The following is a 20,252-nucleotide window of genomic DNA, read 5'->3' on the forward strand; positions in this document are numbered from 1 at the left end:
CCGATGTTTATCGGTAAACGGCACAAAACTGCCGATTTTGGGATGCTATAACCGTCTACGGTCATTAACCTTATAAAATTAAGGTGTAAAATTTAAAATTATGCATTTTGTTTTTTGTATCTCAATAGCGGTTAAATATTCTATTTAAGATGTCTTATTTAATTAAAATAAAGCGATAATTTGTGACTTAAGGTACTTTGTAAGTATTTTTTCGTCAATAGAAGCAACAATCACTAGGCTATTATGGGGAGTGTCTTTTTATGAATAGTTAAAAGGTCGTCTGCAATATCAATAAACTTCATTAGTGGATAATTAATTTGTAATAAAAAATTAGTAGAGGCATAAATAGAGTAGTATTTACTTAGTTATATATTCTAATGTATTTATTTAGCGAATATTGTTTCACTGCCCGTGACCCACATAATCAAAAATAAATCTTGAGTTTCATATCACTTTATTTTTCTAGTTATAAACTCATACCGCGAGAAGTCTTTGAAATACTTCTATCTCTTCTTTATAGATGAATATCTTTATATTCTCTCACTTCACCCTTAGATAAAGGAATATCATCGTTCACTACTAAGCGACTGCATATGAGGCATGTTTCCCCTATCTATATAGGAGAACAGCGTTGATATGTTTAGGATTATCATGGTTTTTTAAAGGTAACGATTAGAGATAGAGCATTGCTATTGAAAAATTACTCTCTTGAGTGGAGATACATCTTTGTATCTAAGTAAAGTAATGCCATAAGTTTAATTAAAAAATAGCCATTTGGTGAAATTCTAAATAAAACCAAAGGGTAATCATTACACTCAAAGCGGATGACACGAAAAGTAAAGAACTGTTACATTTAGGGTGAATGTCAATTAAGACTTATCTTACAACAATTCAACCACATAGATTTAATTATCTTCTTTTGTGTGTAAACTAGTGTTAAGTATTGTTAAATTATAAAATATAGAATTTTATTTCAGCACGTTCCTTGTTTATAGTTTTATATGTAATGAAATTATTTCAAACAAATGGATACAAATGTAAATTTTTATAAATTATTTACCTTTTATAAATATAAATTAATCCAATTTTGATGGCTAAAAATATGATTTTTTAGCTTTTGTGGTTGTTTATTCTTTTGTCTTGGTGTTTGTAAATATTATATTTTGTTTGTAGTGCTTTTTTGTTGTGTTTTTGACAAAAGATATTGTTGCGGTAATATTGGAACCAGTTGATGAGGATGTTTGGAAATATTCTTCATATTGAAAAAGATAATTATGCTACTACGTTTTGCTTTTAGAGAAAACGCGATTAGATAAAGATTTTGATATCTTCCAAATATAAGAAAACTCCTAACATTAAATATGTTCCTGATGTTGGCTATTATCTTTGTCTAGTTAATAGTTAATGAAATGACTAATTAACTAGGTTGAAAATTTTATCCATATAGCTATTTCTATATTGGCCATCACTTTCCTTTATAGGAATAGTATTTTTATTTTTTACTATAGGCGGTGCTCAGGAGTCTATTACTGGATAGCTGAAAGCTAACAATAAGTTAAATTCAAGAGCCACTAGAACCGTAAAAATACGACTACTTAATATGTGTTTTTGAGTATGTAAGTAGAAAGGGTAGTGCCTTTTTTAGAGTCAATTTTTTTGACTTGCCTTTAAAAAGGGGATTAAAAGGATTTTTTTAACCCTAATGGTGTTAGCTAAATAGGCTAATGCTGATTATTCAAGTTTATATTCAAAATTTTAGGACTGGATTTACAAGGATGTAACGAATTTAAATTTGAACATTAAATAACAATGTCTTTCACTACTACATGTTATAAATACAGAGGTATTTAAAATGTTATTCAACAAGAAACTAGTAACAATCGCAGTATTAGCAAGTTCAATGGTAGCTGGTTCAGCATTAGCTGCTGATGAAGTAGGTAAAAAAAGCACTGAAGTACGTTTCAAAGCTCAATTACGTGCGGCTTCTTGTGATGTAGCTTCAACTGCGGAAGGTTCTGTAATTGATTGGGGTACTTTTACTCTTGACCAAACTAATGGTAAGAATGTTAAAGACCAATTAGGTTCAGATAAAAACTTCAACCTGATCCTGACTAACTGTTCTAAAGCAGCAGCAGAAGATGCAGCTATTTTCGTTCATGCAGAAGGTAAAGAATCTCCACTATTCCCAGAGTATTTTGCAAACACAGGTGCTAAATCTTTAGCAGTTGCATTATCTTCAGGTGGTAAAGATATCAAACCAAACGTAGACACAGAGCTGAAATTCTCTAACGCTGTAGATGTTAACGGTAGCACTACAATTCCTGTATTGGCTAAACTTTTACTGACTCAAGTAGGTGTTGCTCCTGATACATTAAACGTACCAGTTACTTTCTCTGTATCTTATAACTAATACTGATAAAGTTTAGATAATGGCATAAGAGGCTATTTACAGCCTCTTATTATTGAAGATGGAAAATGTAGGTTTAGATAATGCAAACAATAAAACTAAAACAAAGAAATTTGAATTTTTCGATAGATAATCTGCGATTGTTAATTTTACTGTTTGTTTTTATTTTACCATTTATTTCCGCGCAGTCATTTGCGAATGGTGGAGTAGGGTTAAATGCTACAAGATTAGTCTATTCTCAAGGAGAGGAAAGCATTTCTATTAGTGCAAGAAATAATACGAGTATTAACTATCTTGCTAAATTTGCTATAACCCAAGAGAACGGTGGTAAAAATGTTCCTTTCGCAATTTATCCACCTTTAGTTAAAGTTGATAGTAAAAAAAGCCAAGATATTAGAATATTTATACAGCCTCATAGCCTACCAGTAGATAGAGAAACAGTTTTTTACTTTACAGGCACTATGATCCCCTCAACTAATGGACCAGCAACAGGTGCGGGTATCAATATTGGCTATAATAATATTATAAAATTATTCTATCGTCCTAATAATTTACCTATATCAATAGAAGATGCATATAAGAAGTTAGTGATTAAATCCTCTCCATCAGGTGTAGTAGTTGAAAATAACTCTCCTTACTACATAAATCTAAATAGATTAGTGGTTGGTGGAAAAAAGGTTAGTTTAAGCCTACAGAAAAAGAATACCATGATTGCGCCATATAGTTCTTATAGCTATACAGTCGGTGGAGGTTTGAATAATAAGCAAGCTACATGGGTTGTAATTAATGATCTAGGTGGCGAGGAGAAATATGATGGCCAAATACTTTAAATACATCAAACTTGGTTGCCTAGCGTTACCGTTTTTATTGGGTTTTAATAGCGTTGCAAATGCAGTTAAATTTGAAGTTAAAGGTAATATCATTAAAGGCTCTTGTAAAGTTGTCTCTCCTACATTAGATGTTACTTTCAATTTACCGATACAGACCAACACAATAAAAGAAGCTGTTACAGATAAAACGCATGTGAAGCAATTTTTATTTGGTTATGAATGTGATAGCTTTGATTTTTCTAATGGAAATGCGGGTGTACCATATCTGATGAAAATAACTTCGGGCAGTGGTACTGAAGTTAATAGCATGAATAAAATCTATCCTACTAATAATATAACAAATGCAGCGTTTGTATTATGGTCTTGTAAAGACGATGAGTCCAGCTGCAAAATAGTTGAACTTTCAAAATCAGAACATGTACCTTTTACTATAAAAGGGAATGGTAAAGCAGAAAATTTATTCGAAGTTAGTGTGGTTAAATTAGATGGTGAAAGTTCTTTAAAACCTGGAGAGTTGCTTTCCTCTATAGATATTACGTTAGAGCAACCATAATAAGGAATTATTATAATGAATTTTAAGAGAAATAATCTTATATTTGCGGTTACTTTAGGCGTGTGTATGTTATTTGGAAATGCAAATGCAAAGGATAAAGAAGGGGTAGACATAGAATTTAATGCGCGAATTCAGATAATAAGTGCAACGCTCGGTCATGTTAGATGGAAGGACGGTTAGCTACTGATAAGCTATCCTGCTCTTCCGACCAAAGATGAGCGAGTAAGTATGAAGTATCAGCAACTAACCGAAGGACAACGATACCAGATATCGATACTGCGTGAGGATAATTTATCCTGCCATGAGATAGGTATCCGTATCGGTGTAAGCAAGTCCACGGTCTCCCGTGAACTGAGGCGTAACACTTCAGATACTGGTTATAACCCACAACAGGCACACCAGAAGTGCTGTGATAGGCGGCTGTCATCTGCCAAAAGGACAATTCCTCAGCAGACCATAGATTTCGTGATATTTGCTCTGGAGTGGAAGTGGAGTCCTGAGCAAATAAGTGCAATTGGCAGCATTATTGGTCTTAGCGTCAGCCATGAATGGATTTACCAGTATATCTATGCGGATAAGCGTAGCGGTGGCGAGTTGTACAGGCATCTTAGGCAGGGCAAACGGCGATATCGTAAGGGCTACGGGCAGAAACGAGGGCGCATCCCTGATGCGGTATCCATTGAGCTACGGCCGTCAGTCGTCGATGACCGTAGCCGTCTGGGGGACTGGGAGGCCGATTTGGTGCAGGGTAAACAGGGCACTGGTGCTATCGTGACACTGGCAGAACGCAAAAGCCGTATTTACCTGACAAAAAAGGTGTTTTCAAAGGATGCGGTGGAAGTCAGTAAGGCCATTATCTCACTGCTGAGTGAGTATCAGGATGTATGTCACACAATAACGTTCGATAACGGTCTAGAGTTTAGTGAGCACAAGGCGATAGCAGAAGCACTGAACGCAGATACGTACTTTGCCCATCCGTATGCCTCGCATGAGCGTGGGCTGAACGAGAATACGAATGGGTTGTTAAGACAGTTTATCCCGAAAGGAACAGACCTGCGGACAGTGACAGAAGAAGACTTACAACGCTATCAGGGAGCGTTGAACAGCAGGCCACGCAAGTGTCTGGGGTTCAGACAACCTTCGGTGGTGTTTGCGGAGCTAAGAAAGGCGGCTTAGCGTTGCACTTCGGACTTGAATCCGCCTGAGATGAATTAGCGCATTATAAATGATTGACTGTATATTTGTTAAGGTAGGTTCAGTTATGAGTAAAAGTATTTCTAAATGTTTGAAAGCGATTTCTTTATCAGCTATGTCGATAGGGATGCTTTTTTCTAATGCGCATGCTGAAGGTCCAATGCAGGCAGGTCAAATGATTGTACAGCTCTATGGTATGATTGACCTAGATGATGACGTTCCTGTGGGGACACCTCATCTACTTGATGCAAGGATGATGGGGGTGACATCGATTACGATGGGGCCTCCAGAGTATGGTATTTATACCCAACGTCCTGAATATTTCCCGAACACCACTTCAACACTTAACAATAGAGAATGGGATGATGAGTTCGCAATAGTCGGTATCTCTGACTATTCAGGTCGTTGCAGAGCAGAGACCTTTAATGCATCAGAACATACGGTATTAGGTCAGGGTAAAAAATTTGCTTTTAAAATGAAACACACAGACGCTTCTGGTTTATTCGCGTGGGTTGTTCCTAGCTTTAAAGTTGATATCAATTTAAACTTACCTAACGGCACTCAAGGGTTAAAGACATCATATTCGGGTGTTCTTGGTGAACCGATAGCAAACCTTATCACAGTTGACCGAAAAGATACCAAAGGTTTAAATTTATGTTATATTCCACCAGGTAAAATAACTATAGGCTATGGTGGAACCAAACATGTTCAGTTTTCTATTGCTAAGCCTTTAGAAGTCTATTTAAATGGAAAAGCGGTTCCTGGTGACTTTATAATGGATAATAGTGCCTTTAGACTTGTAAGCTTAGGAGGACATAAAGGTTTTAGAGCTGATGGGGAGATAAAGGTTCGCTTTATTACCAATGTTAAAATAGCCCGAGTTTGTCGTATAAGTGCAGCAAGTGGTACTGTATTCCACGAAACTTTTGGTCGTGCTGATTCAATCCCATTAGAATCGCGGTTAACATTTAACTGTAGCGGGCAAGGGAATCCGTTATATATGTCTGCAATCCCGAGAATGGGTGAAGCCAAAGGTGACAAATTAACGAAGCTGGAATTAGAACAAATTGATTCAGGTGAGAAGAGTACAGTAAAACCTTGGGTTATAGGGGCACCATATTTTGATGGTGGTAATATCCCTGCGCTGAGTTGCGACGCAACGAATCAATCAAATTTAATTAAGTTTGATAATTCAGATATTCCACTAAACAAAAATGCGCAAGCTGAAAATGATAACTTAAACATACGTTGGTTAATGTGTAAGAATCGTGATGTAAAACCTGGTAAGTACAAAGGAAGAGTTGAATTGCTAGTGTATACTAAGGTTTGATCAATATTAAGCATTAATAGTTTAAGAGAGTAATATGAGACAGCTAGGCAAGATAATATTTATTTTAGGTGCTCTATTCTTTTTGTCGATGACATCTGCATATAGTAACATTCCGGATAGTATTAGCTTTCAGTTAATACGGAGTACTTATGTTGAAGGTAATAAAAGTATCTCTATTTCTTTACGGAATAAAGAGAGTCTCCCTTATCTGATCCAAGGCTCTATGGAAGCATTAGATACGAATACGGGCATTACTTTATTGAATAGTAATACTGAAGAAATCCCTTTCATTATTACGCCACCATTACACAAATTAGAGGGTAAAACTCGCTATTATTGGCGAGTTATCTTTGCTGGTGATGTGTCAAAAATGCCCAAAGACAGAGAGTCTGTATATATCGCTAAATTTAGAGCAATACCAACCTCTGAAGTACCAAAGGAGGGTGATAATGTCGAGCATAATTCTGAGTTATCGGTAGTACGCGTGATGAATTTTAAAGTATATTACCGACCAAAACAGCTCGAATATTATAGAATTAAAGAAGAGTTGGATAAATTACAATTTAGGGTGGAGAATAATGAACTTATTGTTACAAATAATTCACCTATATATATGACTTTCGAAGATATTTCAGTGAATTCTATTGAGATTGATAGAAATGAAACATTTAAACCATTGATTCCTAAAGGAGAGCAAAGGTTTAAACTGAAAAATAAATCTGTTCCTAGTGGCGCGAAAGTAACTTGGAGAGTGCTGGACGAGTTTTCTATGCCTTTAGAACAGCGTACAACAACGTTATAAACGACTCATCTTAGTTATTTCCGGTCTAAAACTCAGAAAGAGTAATATTTGGTAATTAGTTTACACGGTTTTCGAATGAAAAAAATATTCTATATACATAAAATACTAGCGCTTTTTCTGAGTTTTTTTATTTTATTATTCCCATTTTCTTTTGCAATGTCTCAACAAAATAATAATTTTAGGTTATTAATTCATGGAGGAGCTGGTGATATAACAGAAAAATCACTTATACCTCAATTACAGAAAGAACATGAATTAAAGTTGAAAGAAGCTTTGCAAGCAGGGTATGAAATTTTATCAAAAGGTGGAGACAGTATTGAGGCTGTACAGGCCGCTGTGATCATCATGGAGGATTCTCCATTATATAACGCGGGTAAAGGCGCATCTTTAACTACGGATAATAAAGTAGAACTGGATGCTTCCATTATGGATGGACGTGACCATACCGCGGGGGCCGTCGTTGGGGTTTCTAACATTAAAAATCCAATTATAGCGGCTTATAAAGTTATGACCAAAAGCCCTTATGTTATGATGGGTGGTACCGGTGCAGAACAATTTGCAAAAGCTGAGGGGTTGGAACTCGTTGATCCTTCTTATTTTATTATTGAATCTAGACTTGAACAGTTAAAAAAAGTCAAAGAAATTAGCCATAAAATTGATCAAGAAAAAGGGCTAAATGCTGCCTTATTTGAAGCTCCTCTGCTTTATGATTATAAATATGGCACGGTAGGTGCAGTAGCTGTAGATAGCCGTGGAAATGTTGCTGCGGCAACCTCTACAGGTGGCAGCACCAATAAGCATTACGGTCGTATTGGGGATTCGCCTATTATTGGGGCAGGAACATATGCTGATAATAATACAGTTGCAATTTCTACCACGGGGTTAGGTGAAGTTTTTATTCGTGGAGTGGCCGCTTATGATGTTGTGGCACAAATAAAATACAGTAATACACCGTTAGCAGAAGCGGTGATGAATACTTTAAACTCTGTGAAAAATATGGGTGGTACGGGTGGTATTATTGCGATAGATAGCAAAGGTAATTTTGTTATGCAATTCAATACGAAGGGAATGTTTCGTGGAACGATCGGTCAGGATGGCATTCCACAAGTAGCCATATTTGGGCCTTAGTTATTAGCCCTTTTGAGTGTTTTTCTGAAATTTTCACGGCTGAGCCTACTTTTTCTAAGTAGGCTTTTTCTATTTATCAGCATGGCAAGTAAATGATGAGTAGGCTTCATCTTTGATAATGTAAATATTATCATCCATTTTAGTTAAATTAATATAATAGTGTATTTTTTCTTCTTCAAGCTGAATAAAGTTTGCAAACAGCTTTTGAGGAACGTTATCTGAACTTGTGATCGATAACGATTTAAACCGTATCGAATAATGGTTATTTTTATCAATCGCGTGGTAGCTAAAATAGAGCGCTCTATCAAGGCGATAAAAAATATTATTCTCCTTGATATAACCATACATATTCATTCTTCCGGTATTATCATCTGCGACGAGTACACTGGTTTTTGACTTCAGCATAATCCCATCATCGGTACCGTTATCTTTTATCCATAAAATATCAGAGTTACAAATATTCACATCATTATCTTTATTATAGATAAATGTTGTTGTTGCCACAGCTGAAATAAAAACAAATAAAAACAATAAAATATATTTTTTCATTTAAATTCTCTGATCATTGATTGATACACAGTCATATTGAGCCTTTTTTTCCTTACAAATACTAAGGGATATATTTTTATCAACAGACTGAATACTATTCGGCTCTGAAAGTAAGATAACACGCTTAGGCTCTTGACAATTTACATTATATTTATCAAGTTTTTTATTCACAAAATCGATGCTATCTTTTGTTGAGCTTTCAATGAGATTAATAGGTATTTGTATCAAACATTTGTCTCGCTCACTGACTGTCATGTAGCTATTTACTTCCATGCTTGCATTAGAATTAGTGGTGTAATAGAAAACAAAAATGAACAAAAATAATGACATTGCAATCAAAGCGAACAAAATAGGGTTATTTTTAAACTTACCCTTATTCTGTATTTTGAGCAGTTGTGGCTCTTCTTGTACGGTTGATGATAATTCTGATATCGAATTATCTTGTCGTGGTTGATGAAGATGCTCTTCTATAATTGATTTCTGATCAACAAATTGAGTTGTTGCTTCCTCAGCATTTTTTTCACTATATTGTGAAGAATGCGTAACGGAATGTTCATAGTCATCTAAACCTAAAGTAACATCACTGCTATTTAGTACGACTATCTCTTCTTCTGGCAAATATGGCGTATCGTTTTCATCAGTGATGGTTTCTAAGGCGTCACAATCAAAACGAAATCCTTTTTTAGGAACGGTAACAATAGATTTTGGGTCGATACCGATCAACTCAAATTTCTTTCTTATTTCACTAATATAAGTATTTAAGTTATTATTTGAACCTACTAAGCCATACTCTTCCCAAACTTTTATCAGTAGCTCTTCTCTTGTAGCAATTTTGGATTTTTGGTTAAGTATGATGATTTCATTCAATAGTCGTGATGCAGGCTTTGATAACTCAACGAACTTATCAACTTCATTCTTTATAAAAATGAAGTTCTTACCTGTCTCAAAAATAAATTTATTATTTATGAGATAGTCTTTGCTATTTTTCATGAACACGGTTGCTCTCTCTAATTTCTAACCCTAAGACGGCGAAATCATGATAAAAACTGAATAATTTTCTAAAATCTAAAAGTATTAGTAAAAGTATATTTTTATGAATATTTATAATTCCTATAGTCTAAATACGGAATCAATTAACTTCAAGTATTGCGCTATGAGACTTTGATGAGTTTAGACTTAAATATATAGATATAGCTGATAAAACAGAGTTGTGTAGTGTATAATTATGTAAGGTTAGCATTATATATCTGTATATAGCATTAAATATGTGTAAAAAACCATATATCACTAAAATATAGGTTTGGCTATGATAATGGGCTTAAGAGATTAAATATTATTAAGACGAATCCTAAGTACAAGCACCTATATTATTAAATTTTATTTGAAAATAGTGATTTAATATAAGTCTTATTATCTATTTAATTATTAGGTAAGAGATGAACCTCTTACCTAAATTAATTGATGGTTAATAGTTATATTCAAATCCCAACCAGTAATTACGACCCTCTTCAATATATCCAGAGGTATATTGATATGACTTATCAAATAAATTATTCACTGACGAATTTATAGAAATTCCATGACCTAGATCATAATTAAAGCGAATGTCCGTTTTTGCAAAACCCCTAACTTTCTCATTACTATCAATATAATTAAATGCCCAACTTCTTGCTTCTTCTGTGACTGTAATGCTAAATGGTTCATTAGGCATAAACTTAATCCAAACGAACGCTTTATGTGTTGGTAATTCTGCAACATGTTTTACGCTATCGTGTTTTGGGTCAGCATGAATATAACTATAACTTAAACCCGCAGCCATCCAGTCAGTAATTTGGCCATGACTGCCTAAATCAATCCCAGCATAATTAACCTTACCGCTATTACGGTTTTGATAAACGTCGCTGCCCGCGGCGGGGTCATAATGTATGTAGTGTGCCATGATGGCATCAGAGACATGATTATAATAAGCGCTAGCATTGTAGGACCAATCGGCGGTGATGTAGCCTTTATAAGTGAGATCAAATGTTAAAGCACGCTCTGCATCAAGATGCGGGTTGATGATAAAACTATCATTGTTTTTCATCTTATTTTTAGTGTAGCGCTCTTTTTGGGTTGGGAAACGGCTTCTATCTGACACTGAAAATTGTACCGTATCATTGTTTGCTCGATGATAACGGGCCATAAGTTCCCAATTGAAGGCACGTTGGCGGTTATCTTCATAGCTTTCAATCCCAGTAACGACATTTTGTTTATTGTATAAATAACGCTTCCCATCATCACTATTGCGCCAGTCGTAGCCAAGCCCACCAATAATATCAAGCTGATCGGTTGCAACCCATTGGTATTCAGTGGCGATTGACCAAGTTTGATCTTTATAACGATCATAAGGAACGATTTTATTACTACGTGCGCGGTGGATATCTTCTTTCCAGTGGGCAGCGAACGACAGCATGTCTATTTCACGAAGGGTAAAATCGATACGCATATCGACACCATTACTGTAATCGTCATAGTGGCTGTAATTGTATTTGCCTGCTCGATAATCCTGAACTGATTTGTATTGATGGAGCGTATTTTTGAATTTGTCGTGATAGAGCCGACTTTGCAGCGCAATATCATTGGTAACTTGGGTCGTACCATTAAAGTAAATACTCTCTTTGTTATACTCTGGCCACTGCCAAATTTGCTGTTTTTTATTATCAGCACTGGGGGCGCTATTTTTATCGCCATCTTGTTTTAAATAAGTGACCACATACTCATCAGCGTCGCGTGGCGTCCAGCCCATCTTTAACATTAAACGCTTATCGTCTGTGGCTGAATTAGTTCGACGACCGTGACTACCGGCTAATGGGTTATTATCAGCCGAATCAGGCAACCCCATAAAACGCTGTTTGTATTGACTACCACTGAGCTGAATAAAGCCAAGATCGTTACGACCGCCTAAACGAGCGCTGATATTGCGCGCATTATCAGCGCCGCGAGCAAAGCCTTGATTTAGATTGATATTGGCCTCTAAAGGTTTTTTAGGTGTGGCGGTCGTTAAGTTTATGGCGCCACCCATCAAGTTGGGGCCTTGTAACAATGACGTATAGCCTGTCGACAACTCAACACTAGCGAGTTCGCTGGTCATAAAACGCCCAAGATCTAATGTTCCATCATAAGGAACATAAGTTGGGATACCATCAAAAAACACAGGTACTTGGCGACTATCAAAACCACGGACATTCACTTGAGTTTCATTACGATTACCTGATTTTTGGATCACTACACCAGGCATTGTACTAAGCGCTTGAGCAACATTTGTTTTATTCAGCTGCTTCATTTGCGCTTGAGTCATGATGTTTTCATCGGCTGCGAGTGGTGTACTCCAAACACTCATCACATCACGATTAGCTAATTTTTCAGAGGTGGCTGCAAAGCTGTGTGTAGTAAATAGTGCCATCCCAACTAAATAAGTGATCTGTTTTATTTTCATCATAAAATTCCAATTTGCCTAAATCGATATGTTGTTTTTTATATAACGATGTGCGTCGTTTATTGAGAAAACGAACCCTTTGCAACATAGGGTGCGTTTAAATTAGATCTATCCTGTGAAAATGTTTACTTTGATATCTCTGGGGGGAGCGTAATAAGGAGCCGATGTGACAAACAATGTAATGCCTGTTTGCGCATACGCCTCTATTGTTTGTAAGTTGATCCCTCCAGCCGCAGATAGCCGACATAAACGATTTTGTGTTTGTATTTGTTGATGCAATTGGCGGATTTGTGCTGGGCTGAATTTATCTAATTGAACAATATCGGCGCCAGCCTCAATGGCGAGTGTCGCTTGTTGTCTATTATCTGCCTCAACAATAATCTGTTTTTCAGGGGCGGCTTCCCTAAGTGTATGAATATGCGAGTGCCAATCATCGGGGTCGGCAAGACAACGACGATGGTTGGTGAACAATAGAATGCTTTCCGCACTCCCTGCTCGGTGAATAATAGCGCCGCCAGCAATAATAGCGGTCAATGCAAGTAACTTTGTTCCCGGCACCGTTTTTCTTGTACAGGCAAGTTGGGCATCAGGTTGATAACGCTTTAAGAGACTGACCATTTGGTGGGTGTAGTGACTAACACCGCAGCACCATTCAAGGACGTTTTGTACGGCTTTCCATGCTTGATGAAGGGCTTCTACTGTTCCAGAGGCTTTTATTAAGCAGCTATTTTCTGGAACCACGTCGCCATCACGATAATTAGCTTGAAAATCAATACCGAGTTTATTTAGCATGCGTGAGGCAACATCAATACCACTGATACACCCACCCTGTTTCGAAACCAATGTCATTGTACCTGCTTGAGTATGCAGGCCTAAAGAGCGTGTTGTTAAATCGCCATATTGAATATCATCAAGAAGTAGCTGGTCGATAAAACTATCGGGTAAATAAATCATAATGTTAGACTCATTTCATCAACAACATCCCATGACACCATGGCCCAGTTGCGTGCAGGATAGGGAATGCGCTTTCCTGACGCGAGTTGCAGGTCGTAATATTGGTGTAATTTTGCAATCTCTTCATCAGAGAGATTTTTGAGTGACCAATTGACGCTTTCGACAAAATCTTCAACTTGTTCAAATCCGCCTTTATCTGGGCTGTTAATAAAATCGACTCGCGCATTTATTCCCATTTGATGCAAAATATTCACCGCATAGATGTAAGTCGGTAAGCGAACGACTTCCCGACCAATAAATTGGATGATATTTTCATCAATAAAGGTTGGGTTTACAGTATGCGTGGTGTAAACACGTAAGTTTGCTTGGCGATTGAGCTTCAATAAGGCTGTTTTAAGGTCATCGACTAAAGTGGACCGTGAAGCGACGGCGATATCGACTTTAGGCAATTGCGCCCAGTTATCTTCCCATGCTAATTGTTCAAATTGAACATTATTGATATCCATTGCTTTCGCACGCTCTTGGGCAGCATCAAGCATACCTTGGCTGTAATCAATACCAATGACGGTGGTGAAATGCTTTGCCAGTGCCAAACAGACAGAGCCCGGCCCACATCCGACATCCAATAAGGTTTTTGCACCAGTAAAATCCATGAGTTCACGAAAACGAATTAAGTAGGGATCTTGTGGGTTTGCACAGGTTTGTGCCATTTTTTGCGCTTTTTTATCCCAATGCTCAGGCTCTTTGCGTGAACGCTGGGCTTGTTGCATATGTTGTTGGTACATCTGAGCAAAATCTAATTGGTCAATAAGCATAACTTTCACCTTAGCGAGTAAAATGAGCTGGAAGCTGAAAATGAGCGGCAATACTCTCTTCATCAATAGAATAGAGTCTTGCTAGGTTGGTAAGTGTTAACATACTTTCGGCAGAGCCTTGTCTTACGCCAGCATGTTTATCCAGTAAGATAACATTATCTGCAATGGCGGCAGCATGCTGTGGGTGATGAGTCGACATGAGAACAGTGATCCCATCTGCTTTTAATTGTTCAATTTGCTTCAATAAACGGATCTGGTTACCAAAGTCTAAACTCGCGGCGGGCTCATCCATAATTAACATGATTGGTTTTTGGATTAAGGCTCGGGCTATCAATACTAACTGTTTTTCTCCCCCACTGAGGGTGCTGTATAAACGCGAGGCAAGATGCTCAATCCCCAGCTTTTTTAGTTGTTCTAGCCCGAGTACGCGTTCTTTGGCGCCGGGAACAGAAAAGAGTGAGAGGTGAGGCGTCAGCCCCATCATGACCATATCTATGGCAGTAAAGGTGAACGGGGTATCATGAGCTTGAGGTACGTAAGCAATTACTTTCGCTATATCAGCCGGTTTATAAGAGGTGAGTGACTTTTCTTTTAATAAAATGTGACCTTCAAGAGCAGGAAGAAGCCCTAATAAAGTTTTCATTAGCGTTGTTTTGCCGCACCCATTCGCACCGAGAAGGCAGGTCATCGCGCCAGCTTGTAACGCGAAATTAATTTTTGTCATAATGGCTTGATGATGATAGCCAATCGCTACATTTTCCAGTCTGATTAGGTTCATTTGGCACTCCGTGTTTGTAAAAGGATTGCCAAAAAGAAAGGGGCACCGACCGCTGAAGTTAATATGCCGAGTGGAAGCTCAATGGAAGCAATAGTGCGAGCGAGTGTATCGGTAATGAGTAACATAATGGCTCCAATAGCCATTGAGGCAGGGAGTTGATAGCGGAAGTTAGCGCCCACTATCATTCGGGTGATATGCGGAACGATTAAGCCAATCCAACCGATGATCCCTGCAATGGATACCGCACTGGCGGTAATCAATGTTGCTGAAATAATAAATATTGTTCGCATTAAGCTGACATTGATACCCAAACTTTTCGCTTCTTCATCAGATAGACTCAGTAAATTCATGCGCCAGCGCAACAGTAACAGTGGCATAATGCCAACCAACATAATGGGCAACACAGACAGTAGGTCGCTTTGGGTGATGGATGAAAGCCCGCCTAATAGCCAGAAGGTGATAGAAGGCAATTGGGTATAAGGGTCTGCAAGAATTTTTATTAAAGAGATGGCTGCACCACATAAGGCGCTGATCGCAACACCAACTAAGACGAGAGATAAAATGGGGTCATGCTGGCGCGCCATTCGGGCAATTAGGCACACTAAAGATACTGCCAATAGCCCACCAACAAAGGCGGCTAGTTGAATGTAGAGCAGCGATTGACCTAAAAATATACCAATAACAGCACCTACCCCAGCCCCCGCTGAAACCCCAAGTATATCGGGTGATACTAATGGATTTCGAAACATTCCCTGATAAGCCGCTCCTGCAATCGCCAGTCCTCCTCCAATCACCATCGCGGCGAGTGTGCGAGGAAAACGTATTTGCCAAAAAACAGTGGCATTGCGTGGGTCATCGGCGAGAGTTTGTGAGGTAAATTCAGACACAACTAAATCAATGAGCTGATTAAGCGTAAGTGAATACTTACCACTAATTAATGCAATGATCAGGGCGCCGATAAAAACGATAACAAGAAGTAACGGTTTGATTGTGCGACTCATGATAATTCCATCAATCTATCAATTTGCGTATCAGTCACCGATGAGTGATAAAACAGATGGAAAAATTGTTTGATGTCATCGCGTATGGTGGATTCGATTTGTTGATCAAAATGGCTTTGTAACCGGCGCATGCCTAAGAGGCGGTTAATTCCTGGGGGGCCATCAAGCCAACCAAATGGCATTCCTCCAAAGGTCAGTAATTGGTTAGTGGCAACCGCCGTTAACCCTTTCCATAACGCGGATTGGCGAATAAATTCCTCAGCTTCTTGATATTGAGTAATAATAATATCGGGGTTCCAATCATACAGTTGTTCCATTGAAACCTCTGTTAGCCCCCTAAAATTAGGAATATCGGCGACATTACGGAAACCTAATATTTCTATGGCTTCAGTATGAATAGAGCCTCGGGTGCCTGTTTGTAAACCTTTGGCGCCTCTAGCTAGGTAGAAACTGGGGGCATTCGCATGGTGTTGTATGGCGAATTGTTTCGCGTCTTGCAAATAGTGTTTGGCAAGTGTGCTGAGCGTTTGAGCTTGCTGCGGTACATTTAAGGTCTCACCGAGTTGAAGTAATTGCTGTGGTGAATCTTGTAGCCCTCCGGCTATCAGTAAATAAGCAATGCCTGTTTGTTTGGCAAGTTTCGCCGCCTGAGAGCGATAAGTGTCATCAATATTTCCAGTATCAATTATTAACTGTGGGTTATAATCGAGCAGCTTTTCCAAAGATAGCGTACTTCCTCGACCTGCTAGGCGACCATAAATAGGCAAATCTCGCCATTGTTGAGCAAATAGTTCGTCATGCTCTTTTTGCAAATGAATGGATGAGAATCCAACCATTTTTTCAGGGGCTAAAGCAAATAGCAGTAAATCTGCAGGTGGACCAGAACTCATTACACGCTGGATTTTGTTTGGTTGTGGTAATACACCAAACAACGCTTGTTCAATGCGCCCATAAGCAGGCAAATAAGCGAGTGCCGCTAACGCCGCGCAGGATTGAATAAAGAGTCTACGATTGATTCCCATAGTGCTAAAAAGAAATTTCGTTATATTTATTGATATATAGCGCGGAAGTTAACGGAGTCATACTAAGGAGTCAATAACAAAAGAGACATTAGTCGGAAAACTCCGCTATTCTGTGATGTAAATCAGTAACAAACATTGCTATCCATACAAAGATCGCTGAACATAGTCACTCGCACTTGCGTAAGTTAGAAACACGGAATATATGAAGAAAAAAAGACCCTCACTACAGGATGTTGCCGACAGAGTCGGTGTCACGAAAATGACAGTTAGTCGCTTTTTGCGAAACCCAGAGCAGGTTTCTGAAGTGTTACGCGGTAAAATTGCTCAAGCGGTGGAAGCGTTAGGGTATATTCCCAATAAGGCCCCCGATTTGCTGTCTAATGCAACCAGCCATGCGATTGGTGTTCTGTTGCCGTCGCTGACCAACCAAGTTTTTGCTGAAGTGATCCGCGGTATTGAAACAGTGACTGACCATTATGGTTATCAAACCATGCTAGCACACTATGGTTACCTTCCTGAAAAAGAAGAGGAGCGTTTAACTTTTCTACTTTCTTACAATATTGACGGTGTGATCTTAGCAGAGCGTACCCATACTGATCGCACGCTTAGAATGTTGAAGACCGCGGGGATCCCTGTGGTTGAGATCATGGATAGCGTCTCTCCGTGTTTAGATGTTGCTGTCGGTATTGATAACTTTGAAGCCTCACGGCAGATGACAGCAGCTATGTTAGCGCGTGGCTGCCAACATGTGGTGTATCTTGGCGCTCGATATGATGAACGGACCTTTATTCGGCTACAAGGCTATGAGCAAGCGATGCGTGATGCGGGGTTGGAGCCTCGTAATGTGATGACGCAAGCAAGCTCTTCTTATTCATTAGGCGCTCAGTTACTTCATGAGTGCAAAGAAAAATACCCCGAGGCAGATGGTTTATTTTGCACCAACGACGACCTTGCCATCGGTGCTATTTTTGAGTGCCAGCGTCTTGGCATTAAAGTTCCTGAAGATTTGGCAATATCAGGGTTTCACGGTCATGATGTTGGGCAAGTCATGACGCCGAAATTAGCCAGTGTTTTAACCCCTCGGGATAGTATGGGGCGTAAGGCCGCCGAAGTACTGCTTGCGCGCATTAATGGTAAAAAGTTACCACAAACGTTATTTGATGTTGGTTTTGAGTTACTGCCCGGTGAAAGTATTTGAAATTAAAAAGTGATGCAGCATATTAGTGAGAGAGGCATCACAGATCTCTTTATTTCCCTATCAAGATAATTGCTAAAAATAGCCGCACTGCTGATAATGTTACTGGTAACTGTTACCGGTAACAATTCGGTTTCTATCATCGGTAAACAAAAAATAAGCGTACCTTTTTTATTTAACACCTGAGGAGTTTCCCATGAGTGATACCCAAGCACAAAATTATACATTTGTTTTTATGGGGGTATCGGGTAGCGGTAAATCGGCTGTCGCAAGCGGTGTCGCTCAAAAAACAAATGCGGCTTTTTTAGATGGTGATTTTCTGCATCCGAGAGCAAATATTCAAAAAATGGCTTTGGGCCACGCACTGAATGATGAAGATCGCCAACCTTGGCTTGCAGCATTAAATGATGCCATTTTTGCAATGCAGCGAACCAACCCTATTTCTTTGGTTGTATGCTCTGCATTGAAAAAAAGTTATCGCGATAAGTTAAGAGAAGGTAATAAGAATCTCTATTTTATCTACCTGAAAGGGGATGCTGAGCTCATTGAAAATCGCCTCAAAGCACGTAAAGGGCACTTCTTTAAGCCTGAAATGTTGGTATCACAATTTCAGGCACTGCAAGAGCCTACATCAGAAGAACAGGATGTTCATGTTGTCGATATTCGCCCATCACTTGATGAAGTGATTGAAAATACACGTACGGCTATTCATCAAATTGTTTCTGGAGGCAATTCATGAACACCCCAGTTGAAGCATTAAGCACACTGACACTCGTTCTGACTGCGGTCGGCTCTGTGGTTTTATTACTGTTTCTTGTCATGTACGCCCGTTTACATGCTTTTGTTGCATTGATGATTGTCTCTATCGGCGCTGGATTATTTTCAGGTATGCCAGTGCAAGACATCACAGAAACGATGCAAAAAGGGATGGCAGGAACACTCGGTTTCTTGGCTATCGTTGTCGCACTTGGCGCCATGTTTGGGAAAATTTTACACGAAACAGGCGCGCTCGATCAGGTTGCGACAAAACTACTCCAATTATTTGGGGAGAAAAGAGCGCATTATGCTGTAGGGATCGCCGGTTTAATCTGTGCATTACCACTATTTTTTGATGTTGCGATCGTGCTGTTGATTGGGGTGGTATTCGCTGTAGCAAACCGCACAGGTCATAATGTTGTTCGCATGGCTATTCCGTTGTTTGCAGGGGTAGCAGCTGCGGCTGCGTTCTTACTCCCAGGGCCTACACCAATGTTGGTCGCTTCACAAATGGGCGCCGACTATGGCTGGATGATCTTAATTGGTCTGTGTGCGGCAATACCCGGTATGTTATTGGCAGGTCCACTCTTTGGCAGTTTTATTAGTAAACACGTCAGTATTGATATCCCAGCGGATTACCAAGCACCAACGATGGATCACGGCAAAATGCCAAGTTTCGGGTTTAGCCTATCTTTAGTCTTGTTCCCATTGGTATTAGTAGGCCTGAAAACCATCGGAACACACTTGGTTGAAAAAGGCTCTACGCTTGAGCATTGGCTTGAGTTTATTGGTCATCCATTTACGGCTTTATTATTAGCGTGTCTGCTAGCTGTTTACGGTTTAGGTTTCCGCTATGGCATGAATAAAGAAAAAGTCATGGAGGTTTGCTCTGCGGCAATCCAACCTGCGGGGATCATTTTATTGGTAACGGGTGCTGGTGGTGTCTTTAAGCAAGTACTTGTTGATTCCGGTGTTGGCCCCGCATTAGGTGATTCATTAATCGGTGCAGGCTTGCCTATTGCCGTTGCGTGTTTTGTCCTTGCTGGCGCTGTCCGTGTGATCCAAGGCTCGGCAACGGTAGCCTGTTTAACAACGGTTGGGTTAGTCTTGCCTGTAGTTGGTGAGTTAGGTTATTCAGGGGCACAATTGGCGGCATTAGCGACTTGTATTTCTGGTGGCTCACTCATTTTAAGCCATGTGAATGACTCCGGTTTCTGGTTGTTTGGTAAGTTTACGGGGGCAACGGAAGCTCAGACATTGAAAACGTGGACCATTATGGAAACTATCCTCGGTACTACAGGGGCAATAGTCGGTATGATCTTCTTCGCTTTCTTGTAATTTAACGACTCCCCGAAAGCCAATCGCGTTCGGGGAAGAGCAAAATAGGGCAATTCCAAAGAGATTCAATAAGCGAATTTTGTATGACCACTCGATAGGATGCGTACCATACGAATATTGTTGTT

Annotated in this window: 18 protein-coding genes; 10 read left to right on the forward strand and 8 right to left on the reverse strand. The window is 39.1% G+C overall.

The genetic code is table 11. The features are described 5' to 3' along the window. The first annotated feature begins 1,852 nt into the window (after window positions 1–1,852). From M1E93_RS01695 to M1E93_RS01725, 7 genes are all read left to right on the forward strand, one after another. Window positions 1,853–2,410: a fimbrial protein gene (locus M1E93_RS01695; protein ID WP_014656930.1), complete on the forward strand. Its 558-nt coding sequence runs from the start codon at window positions 1,853–1,855 to the stop codon at window positions 2,408–2,410. A gap of 80 nt (window positions 2,411–2,490) precedes the next feature. Continuing rightward, window positions 2,491–3,237, forward strand: a complete 747-nt coding sequence (locus M1E93_RS01700) for a fimbrial biogenesis chaperone (protein ID WP_004925930.1) — start codon at window positions 2,491–2,493, stop codon at window positions 3,235–3,237. Further along, on the forward strand, window positions 3,221–3,790 hold the full coding sequence (locus M1E93_RS01705; RefSeq protein WP_104873037.1) for a fimbrial protein: 570 nt from the start codon (window positions 3,221–3,223) through the stop codon (window positions 3,788–3,790). The genes M1E93_RS01700 and M1E93_RS01705 overlap by 17 nt, the downstream gene beginning before the upstream one ends. A 228-nt stretch (window positions 3,791–4,018) precedes the next feature. After that, on the forward strand, window positions 4,019–4,966 hold the full coding sequence (locus M1E93_RS01710; RefSeq protein WP_140035165.1) for an IS30 family transposase: 948 nt from the start codon (window positions 4,019–4,021) through the stop codon (window positions 4,964–4,966). Window positions 4,967–5,051: 85 nt separating this feature from the next. Next, on the forward strand, window positions 5,052–6,314 hold the full coding sequence (locus tag M1E93_RS01715) for a hypothetical protein (protein ID WP_231405887.1): 1,263 nt from the start codon (window positions 5,052–5,054) through the stop codon (window positions 6,312–6,314). 34 nt (window positions 6,315–6,348) lie between these two features. After that, window positions 6,349–7,116 carry a fimbrial biogenesis chaperone gene (locus tag M1E93_RS01720; RefSeq protein WP_004926106.1) on the forward strand — a complete coding sequence of 256 codons (768 nt, stop codon included), beginning with the start codon at window positions 6,349–6,351 and terminating at the stop codon, window positions 7,114–7,116. Between the two features lie 75 nt (window positions 7,117–7,191). After that, window positions 7,192–8,244, forward strand: coding sequence for an isoaspartyl peptidase/L-asparaginase family protein (locus tag M1E93_RS01725; protein ID WP_104873035.1), 1,053 nt, complete (start codon window positions 7,192–7,194; stop codon window positions 8,242–8,244). Between the two features lie 69 nt (window positions 8,245–8,313). Here the strand turns inward: M1E93_RS01725 and M1E93_RS01730 are convergent, their stop codons facing one another. The 8 genes from M1E93_RS01730 to M1E93_RS01765 all read right to left on the reverse strand — a co-directional run bounded on the left by M1E93_RS01730 (window position 8,314) and on the right by M1E93_RS01765 (window position 16,838). After that, window positions 8,314–8,793: a FidL-like protein gene (locus M1E93_RS01730; protein WP_004925940.1), complete on the reverse strand. Its 480-nt coding sequence runs from the start codon at window positions 8,791–8,793 to the stop codon at window positions 8,314–8,316. Continuing rightward, the gene (locus tag M1E93_RS01735; RefSeq protein WP_040132718.1) at window positions 8,794–9,783 is read right to left on the reverse strand and encodes a winged helix-turn-helix domain-containing protein; all 990 of its coding nucleotides are present in this window, start codon (window positions 9,781–9,783) and stop codon (window positions 8,794–8,796) included. 475 nt (window positions 9,784–10,258) lie between these two features. Beyond that, on the reverse strand, window positions 10,259–12,268 hold the full coding sequence (locus M1E93_RS01740; protein ID WP_104873034.1) for a TonB-dependent receptor plug domain-containing protein: 2,010 nt from the start codon (window positions 12,266–12,268) through the stop codon (window positions 10,259–10,261). A gap of 108 nt (window positions 12,269–12,376) precedes the next feature. Beyond that, window positions 12,377–13,222 (reverse strand): ModD protein, encoded by an 846-nt coding sequence (modD, locus tag M1E93_RS01745; protein WP_072502573.1) that lies wholly within the window; start codon window positions 13,220–13,222, stop codon window positions 12,377–12,379. Then, the gene (locus M1E93_RS01750; RefSeq protein ID WP_014656920.1) at window positions 13,219–14,037 is read right to left on the reverse strand and encodes a class I SAM-dependent methyltransferase; all 819 of its coding nucleotides are present in this window, start codon (window positions 14,035–14,037) and stop codon (window positions 13,219–13,221) included. The genes modD and M1E93_RS01750 overlap by 4 nt, the downstream gene beginning before the upstream one ends. 10 nt (window positions 14,038–14,047) lie before the next feature. After that, window positions 14,048–14,815: an ABC transporter ATP-binding protein gene (locus M1E93_RS01755; RefSeq protein ID WP_004925950.1), complete on the reverse strand. Its 768-nt coding sequence runs from the start codon at window positions 14,813–14,815 to the stop codon at window positions 14,048–14,050. After that, on the reverse strand, window positions 14,812–15,816 hold the full coding sequence (locus M1E93_RS01760; RefSeq protein WP_014656919.1) for a FecCD family ABC transporter permease: 1,005 nt from the start codon (window positions 15,814–15,816) through the stop codon (window positions 14,812–14,814). The genes M1E93_RS01755 and M1E93_RS01760 overlap by 4 nt, the downstream gene beginning before the upstream one ends. Continuing rightward, window positions 15,813–16,838 (reverse strand): ABC transporter substrate-binding protein, encoded by a 1,026-nt coding sequence (locus M1E93_RS01765; protein ID WP_076914675.1) that lies wholly within the window; start codon window positions 16,836–16,838, stop codon window positions 15,813–15,815. The genes M1E93_RS01760 and M1E93_RS01765 overlap by 4 nt, the downstream gene beginning before the upstream one ends. A 202-nt stretch (window positions 16,839–17,040) precedes the next feature. Here M1E93_RS01765 and gntR point away from each other — a divergent pair, with 202 nt between their 5' ends. The 3 genes from gntR (at window position 17,041) to gntU (ending at window position 20,127) form a co-directional block, all read left to right on the forward strand. Continuing rightward, window positions 17,041–18,036, forward strand: a complete 996-nt coding sequence (gene gntR / locus M1E93_RS01770) for a gluconate operon transcriptional repressor GntR (RefSeq protein WP_004926113.1) — start codon at window positions 17,041–17,043, stop codon at window positions 18,034–18,036. 193 nt (window positions 18,037–18,229) lie between these two features. Next, window positions 18,230–18,772 (forward strand): gluconokinase, encoded by a 543-nt coding sequence (gene gntK / locus M1E93_RS01775; protein WP_004925965.1) that lies wholly within the window; start codon window positions 18,230–18,232, stop codon window positions 18,770–18,772. After that, entirely contained in the window at window positions 18,769–20,127 is a 1,359-nt protein-coding gene (gene gntU, locus M1E93_RS01780; protein WP_004925967.1) for a gluconate transporter, read from the forward strand. Before gntK ends, gntU begins: the two co-directional genes overlap by 4 nt. The last annotated feature ends 125 nt before the right edge of the window (window positions 20,128–20,252 follow it).

Source organism: Providencia sp. PROV272 (assembly GCF_049901975.1).
Classification (GTDB): Bacteria; Pseudomonadota; Gammaproteobacteria; order Enterobacterales; family Enterobacteriaceae; genus Providencia; species Providencia stuartii.